The organism is Rothia gullae, from assembly GCF_024294905.1.
Taxonomy (GTDB): domain Bacteria; phylum Actinomycetota; class Actinomycetes; order Actinomycetales; family Micrococcaceae; genus Rothia.
The window spans coordinates 233,887-240,598 of sequence record NZ_JANCOC010000001.1 but is presented as its reverse complement, the minus strand read 5'-3'; the positions used below and the strand labels follow the sequence as shown (position 1 = coordinate 240,598).

The window sequence follows — 6,712 nt, the reverse complement described above, 5'->3', positions numbered from 1 at the left end:
AGTTGGGTAGAAAGCAGTTGGGTAGAAAGCAGTTGGGTAGAAAGCAGTTGGGTAGAAAGCAGTTGGGTAGGAATAGGGGCTACGGGGCAGTGCCAGGGGTAGAACATACAGGAACGGGGTGGAAGTGAATCACTTCCACCCCGTTCCCGCAGAGATGTTCCCGCAGAGACCGCTAGAGCTAGTCGGTAGGAGCCGTATCCAGTGCAGGCCCCGGATCTAGAGCGAGGACGCTAGACCCGTGAGCATCCGGTATGGGCTACTCCCCCGCTGTCTCTTAGGCTTAGCCTCTTAGTCTTAGCGAGAAGCCGAGGCGCTGGCGCTGGGCTTCGCGCTTGCGGGGGCGCTTGCAGAAGCCGCGGCACTGGGAGCTGCAGAGGCGCTCGGAGCCGCAGAGGCACTGGGCGCTGCCGAAGCCTTAGCGGAAGCCGCGCTCTGCGCCTCCTCAGCCTCCAGAGCCTTCTTCACGGCTGCTTCCAGACGCTTCTGAGCCTCACCGTAGGCAGCCCAGTCGCCCTTCTTCATTGCCGCATCAGCATCGGTCATCGCCTTCGAGGCATCCGTCAGAGCCTGCTTCAGCTCCGAAGACTGCGAAGCCGACGAACCGCCGGTCGAAGCGCCCGAAGAACCAGAAGTACCAGAGGAGCCAGAGGCAGAAGCCGAGGGGCTAGCCGCCGAACCGTCCAGCTTCGCACCCGAAGAGCCACCGAACACCTGGTTCAGCGCCTCCTCCAGAGTCGGAGCAAAACCAACCTTATCGCCGAAGCTCACCAGCACACGCTGCAGACGCGGGTACTTAGCGTCACCGCTCGACTGCACGTACACCGGCTGAACGTACAGCATGCCGCCGCCCACCGGCAAAGTCAGCATATTGCCGTTAATAACCTCAGACGAACCGCGGCGCAGCAGGTTCAGCTGGTTCGACACCTCAGCATCAGAGTTGAAAATGTTCTGAGCCTGGCCCGGACCCGGAACCACCGAAGAACGCGGCAACTCCAGCAGACGCAACTTGCCGTAATCGGGGCTACGCTCGCCGTCCTTACCGGTACCGGCATCACCATTAGCAGCGAGGAAGCCGTACATCACGTTACGAGAGTTCGAATCGCTCTGCTGAGGAATGAACGTGGTCGTCAACGAGAAGTGCGCACGAGAATCCCCGGGCATCTGCAAGGACAGGTAGTAGGGCGAAATCGGCTGGTTACGATCATTAGTCGGGTCATTCGGAATCGACCAGACATCGTCACCGGCGTAGAAGCTATTCGCATTCGTCACGTGGTACTTATTCAGCATGGTGCGCTGAATATTGAACATGTCAGTCGGATAACGCACATGGCTCATCAGCGAAGCGTTCATCTCACGGTAGCTCTTCACCGTGCCAGGGAAAACACTCTGCCATGCCTTCAGCACCGGATCCTCCTCATCCCACGAGTACAGGGTCACCGAACCGTCGTACGCATCCACGGTAGCCTTCACCGAGTTACGGATGTAGTTCACCGAGTTAGAACGCTGAGCACCCGCAGCAGTTGCCGCATCCTGGGAGCTACCCTGCGCATAGGGGAACTGATCGCTCGTAGTGTAGGCATCCACAATCCACTGCACGCGGTTATTCACAATCGCCGGGTACGGCTTAGAATCCACGCTCAGGTACGGCGCCACCTTACGCACACGATCCAGCGGGTTGCGTTCGTACAGAATCTGCGAACCCTCACGCACCGCATCCGAAAGCAGAATGTCAGAGGACTGGAACTTAATCGCGTAGGACAGGCGAGCCAGCAGCGAATCAACGCGAGGACCGCCGTAACCGGCAAAAGTGTACTTCGCGTCGGAGGTGTTGGTTTCCTCAGCAGAAAGCGGACGGTCCAGCTCCAGGGTGTCGCCCTTACCGCCCACAATCGAATACTCCGGCGAGCTCATGCCAAAGTAAATACGCGGCTCATAATCCTCGCTCAGGGAACCGGTCGCCTTAATACCGGACTGCAAGAACTTCGGGTTACCCGCAGAATCCACCTGGTTACCGTACGCGGCAATCACGCCGTAACCGTGGGTGTACACCACGTGGCGGTTATACCAAGAATCGCCGCTCGTCTGCGCCGGGTTCAGCTCACGAGCCGCCAACACCGTATCCTGCGTAGTGTTACCCACCGAATAGCGGTCCACCGACAACTGCGAATCAAAACGGTAGTACGGACGGAACTGCTGCATCTGAGCAAACGCCGAGGACACAACATTCGGATCCAACAGACGAATATTCGCAATGGTCGCGCTCGAAGAGCTCAACGCACCGGCACGGGTATCAATCGTCGCGTCATACGGGGTGGTCTCTATCTTGTCCAGACCGTACGCGTAACGGGTCGCATCAATATTGCGCTGAATGAACTTCGACTGAGCACCCTGCTCATTCGGAACAACCTGGAAACGCTGAACAATCCACGGGTACAGGCCGCCAGCAACCACAGCGACAATCACCAGCATCGCGGTGCTAATCAGAGGTAGACGCCAACGATTCATCGAAGCCGCCACCACAAACATGATCGCCACCAGCAGAGCAGAAATCGCCAAAATAGCATTCACCGGGATCGACGAGTTCACATCCGTGTACATTGCGCCAGCCCAGCGGCCCACCTGCTGCTGAGTCGACGAATAACGATCCAGCCAGAAACTCACCGCACGAGTCAGCAAGAACGCAGCCGCCACAATCGCAGCGTGACGGCGGAATGCCGACGTGGTACTCACCCCACCGGGCTGCACCTTAATACCGCCGTAGAAGTAGTGCATGAACAAACCCGCGAGCGCCGACAGCACCACAGCGGAGGTCACCAAAGTCACCACCATGCGGAAGAACGGCAACGCAAACAGGAAGAAACCGTAATCCAGACCGAACTCCGGGTCAGTCTTACCGAAGGACTGCTGGTTGAAGAACAGCGCGACGGTGCTCCACTGAGTCATCGTCGCCGCAGCAATGAACAGACCCAACAGCAACGGAACCACAATCAGCAGAACCTTACGAGCCTTATCCACGCTCTCGTGGTAGCGGCGCATGCTCTCCTCAGCACGCTGCTGGCCAAACACGTCACGCAGCATCTGCTCGGCAGCATCCGTGCCGCTCGTCGGCACGCTCTGATTCGAGTTCGGCCCCTCCTGCTGCTCCTTCTCGGACGCCCGCGCCACATCAGCATGACGGACCGCGTAGGACATCGAAGCCCACAGCGGCACAGCAATCACCACGGCAGCCACCACAAAAACGGCTACCTTCAACAAAATCTGGGTAGTGAACACGGTGCTATAACCCAGCTGATCAAACCACAGCCAGTCCGTGTACACCTGGGACGCACCCACAAAAGCAGCAATGAGCACCGCCACCACAGCAATCGTCACCCTCAGGGGGCTACGACGCTTAGGCGTTGACTTCTTCGGCTTGGGATGCGCGGTGTTATTGGTCGACTCAGACACAATTCCTCGCTCATCATACGTTCAGAGAAAATAACTGCCTTTAAGTATCTCAGAGGTACAGCAGAAGGGCAGAACCTCGTAGAAGCTCGCGGCGAAATACGGCAGATAAAAGAGGTAAGGAAGGCACAGAACAGCCCCAGTACCGTAAAGTACCGGGGCTGACTTCTACTCTATACGGGTGAGAACCTTGCAGAGAGAAACGTTATGTTAGGAACCGCAGCGGGGCAGGGAATCATCCGGGGTGCCGGACTTAATCGCCTCCACCGTCTTGACCGCCTCATCCAGGGTCGACACCGGCACAACCACCATCGTGCCTCGCACCTGACCGGCGTGATAGTAATTGAACAGGTCGGGGTCCTGCGCCTGCATCTTCACGATTGAATCGCAGTTCTCCTTAGGCGCCAAGAAGTAGCGCGCACCGTAACGGCCCGTCGCCAAAATCTTGTACTTGATGCCGCCAATTGCGCCGACCTTGCCGTTCGCATCAATCGTGCCGGTACCCGAAATGTAGCTGCGGTACGGGTCGCCTCCGGCGTCCTCATCGGCCAGCAGAGTACCCTCGCTCAGCTTATCGACCGTGCCCAGCGCCAGCATCAGACCGGCACTCGGGCCACCCACACCGTCCAGGTTGTACTGCACGTGCGCTGGCAGGTCATAGCTCTGCTTCAAACCCGCGCCCAGAATCCAGCGGCTATCGTCACTGGCACGAACCGGGGTCAGTTTAAACGTCTGCTGCGTGCCGCCACGTTCCACGGTCACATCAATCGGCGAACCATTCGAGGCGTTTACCGCCTTCGGAACATCAGTGAGAGTCTCAATCTGCTTCTCCCCCACCTTCACGATGCGGTCATCGCCCTTCAGCACGCTCGCCGCCGGGGAACCCTCCACTGTGGAAAGCACCTGCACCTTCTCGGTCACCGCCATCTTCAGCTGACGCATTGCCGCAACCTTCGCCTGAGTCTGCGAATCAGCCATCTGCGCGCCGGTAGCCGCCGTCGCCTGCTCATGGCTCACATGCGGGTACAGGGCATCGGTCGGCACCACGAGGCTGCGGTTACCGTCAAACGCCAACCAGCCGTAGAACGCCTCCGCGCCGGACAGCTCCGTGTACGGGCCGCCCGAAACCGACACCGTCGTCATGTTCATCTTGCCGAACGTCTTATAGCTGGGCGCGCCAGAAACCTCAATGACGTCCTTCTCCTGATAGGTTCCGAGCACGTCAAAGAGCGGGCCGGGGCCCTCCTTCACATAGGAACTGGGCAGAACAAAAGCACCAGCCAGCAGAGCGCACGTCGCCACAGCACTCACCGAACGCAAGTTCACGCGGCGCGGCGCAAAACGCGAACGGCGCTTGGTCGCCTTCTCAATACTCTTCACGCTCGCGGAGGCGGCGTTCGGCTGCTGCTCAGCATCTAAGGTGGACTTAGTCATGGTTTCTACAGTACCGGATAAACCTGCTTTTCAACACGCGCGCGGGCACCGTCACCCCGCTAAAAATAGAGCAACCAGGAGGCGTTCACGCTCTGACCCGCGCCGCGCTGTGTCAGCACCCCGCTGTGACAGCGGCACGAAAAAGCTCCCAAACCCCGGCGCCAGAGACAAGCTTGTGAGCCCTCAGCTGATTAACCCGCCTCCACAGAGTCAGTACGGGAAATTCTCAGCAAAAATCGGTAGGCTGGACAGCGAGCGAGCCAGCTACGCCCACCCCCGGATTACGAAAGGCTTCACATGTCTGAGAACCCCACCGGCGGCGCCTCCAACGAGCGCGACCCCCTCGAAGAATTCATTAAGAAGATGCAGGAGCAGGGCTTCGACCCCTCCGCAGGGGCAACCGGCCAGGGCGGTAAGGGCGCCTCCTCCAACGCACAGAACCCCTTCGGCGCGCTCTTCGGCGAAGGCGGCCAGAACCCCTTCGGCATCAGCATCGACCCCGAAGACCTGAAGAACATGGGCATGGGCTTTGACCCCGCCATGATGCAGAGCATGTTCGCGCAAGTGCAGGCAATGTTCTCCGGCGCGGGCGCATCCGACAGCCCCAGCGGCGTGAACTGGGACAACGTGAAGAACCAGACCCGCCAGATGCTCGCATCCATGGGCGAAGACCCCTCCGTACCCGAAAACCTCAAGCGCGCAGTAGAAGACGCGGCGAACCTCGCAGACCTCTGGCTGGATGCGGTGACCACCATTGAACGCCACAACCACCCGGTACAGGCGTGGTCCAAAGCGGAATGGGTTGAGCATTCGTTCGACTCCTGGCGTGAAATGGTCGAGCCGGTCGCAGCCGAAGTCACCCAGTCCATGGTCATGCCCGGCGCACCCGAAGACGTACCCGAAGAAATCTCGCAGATTCTCAACAGCGGCTTTTTGAACAACATTGGTTCCGTGATTTTTGGTGCGCAGATGGCTCAGGCGCTTGCGCAGCTCGCCGGTGAAGTATACTCCTCCACCGACGTGGGCTTCCCCCTCGCGCCCGGCTCCTCCGCACTGCTACCCAACGGCTACCAGCAGCTCGCCGACACCATCGAGGTGCCCCCACAGGAGGTCCTGCTCTACCTTGCCGTACGTGAATCGGCGCTGATCCGCCTGCACAAAGCAAACCCCTGGCTACGTGAAGACCTGGTTCAGCTCGTGGCGCGCTACGCCCGCGGCATCCGCGTGGACATGAACCGCATGCAGGACGCCGCATCCCAGGTGGATATGAGCAACCCCGACGCCGTACAGGAAGCATTCGAAGGCGGCATGTTCAGCCCCCAGCGCACCGAAGACCAGGAACTGGCGGTACAGCGTCTGGAGGGTCTGCTCGCCCTCATCGAAGGCTGGGTATCCGTCGTAACCGAGGATGCAACCCGCAACCTGCCCAAGGCACCGCAGCTGACCGAAATCATGGCGCGCCGCCGCATCGACGGCGGTCCCAGCGAGCAGGTCTTCGAGAACCTGGTCGGCCTGGAACTGCGCCCGCGCCTGGTGCGTGAAGCACAGCAGTTCTGGCGCTGGTACGAAAACTCCCACGGCATTGAGGCCCGCGACGGCCTCTGGGACACCCCGGAGACTCTGCCCACCCCCGCCGAGCTGGAAGACTTCACCGCATACGATGCGCGCATGAACGAAATCAGCATGGACGACGTGGACTTCGACTCGGAGCTGCAGAAGCTGCTGGACGGCGGCTTCGGTGACGCGCCCGAAGAAAAGTAGCGCTGAGTGAAATAAAACTGAGTGAAGTAAAGCTGAGCGGCGAAAGTAAATAGCTGACACTCGAGCGGGGGTG

Annotated in this window: 3 protein-coding genes; 1 reads left to right on the top strand and 2 read right to left on the bottom strand. The window is 59.7% G+C overall.

The annotated features are described in order from the left end of the window. Window positions 1-294 precede the first annotated feature (294 nt). Window positions 295-3,447 (bottom strand): UPF0182 family membrane protein, encoded by a 3,153-nt coding sequence (locus NML54_RS01035; RefSeq protein WP_254755435.1) that lies wholly within the window; start codon window positions 3,445-3,447, stop codon window positions 295-297. A gap of 207 nt (window positions 3,448-3,654) precedes the next feature. Continuing rightward, window positions 3,655-4,878: a YlbL family protein gene (locus tag NML54_RS01030; protein WP_254755434.1), complete on the bottom strand. Its 1,224-nt coding sequence runs from the start codon at window positions 4,876-4,878 to the stop codon at window positions 3,655-3,657. Window positions 4,879-5,175: 297 nt separating this feature from the next. Between NML54_RS01030 and NML54_RS01025 the strand changes: the two genes are divergently transcribed. Then, window positions 5,176-6,639, top strand: coding sequence for a zinc-dependent metalloprotease (locus NML54_RS01025; protein WP_254755432.1), 1,464 nt, complete (start codon window positions 5,176-5,178; stop codon window positions 6,637-6,639). Window positions 6,640-6,712: the final 73 nt, after the last annotated feature.

Bases quoted from the DNA above. Each gene is read 5' to 3' on its own strand.
- NML54_RS01025 (WP_254755432.1), top strand. From the start codon at position 5,176: ATGTCTGAGAACCCCACCGGCGGCGCCTCCAACGAGCGCGACCCCCTC.
- NML54_RS01030 (WP_254755434.1), bottom strand. From the start codon at position 4,878: ATGACTAAGTCCACCTTAGATGCTGAGCAGCAGCCGAACGCCGCCTCC.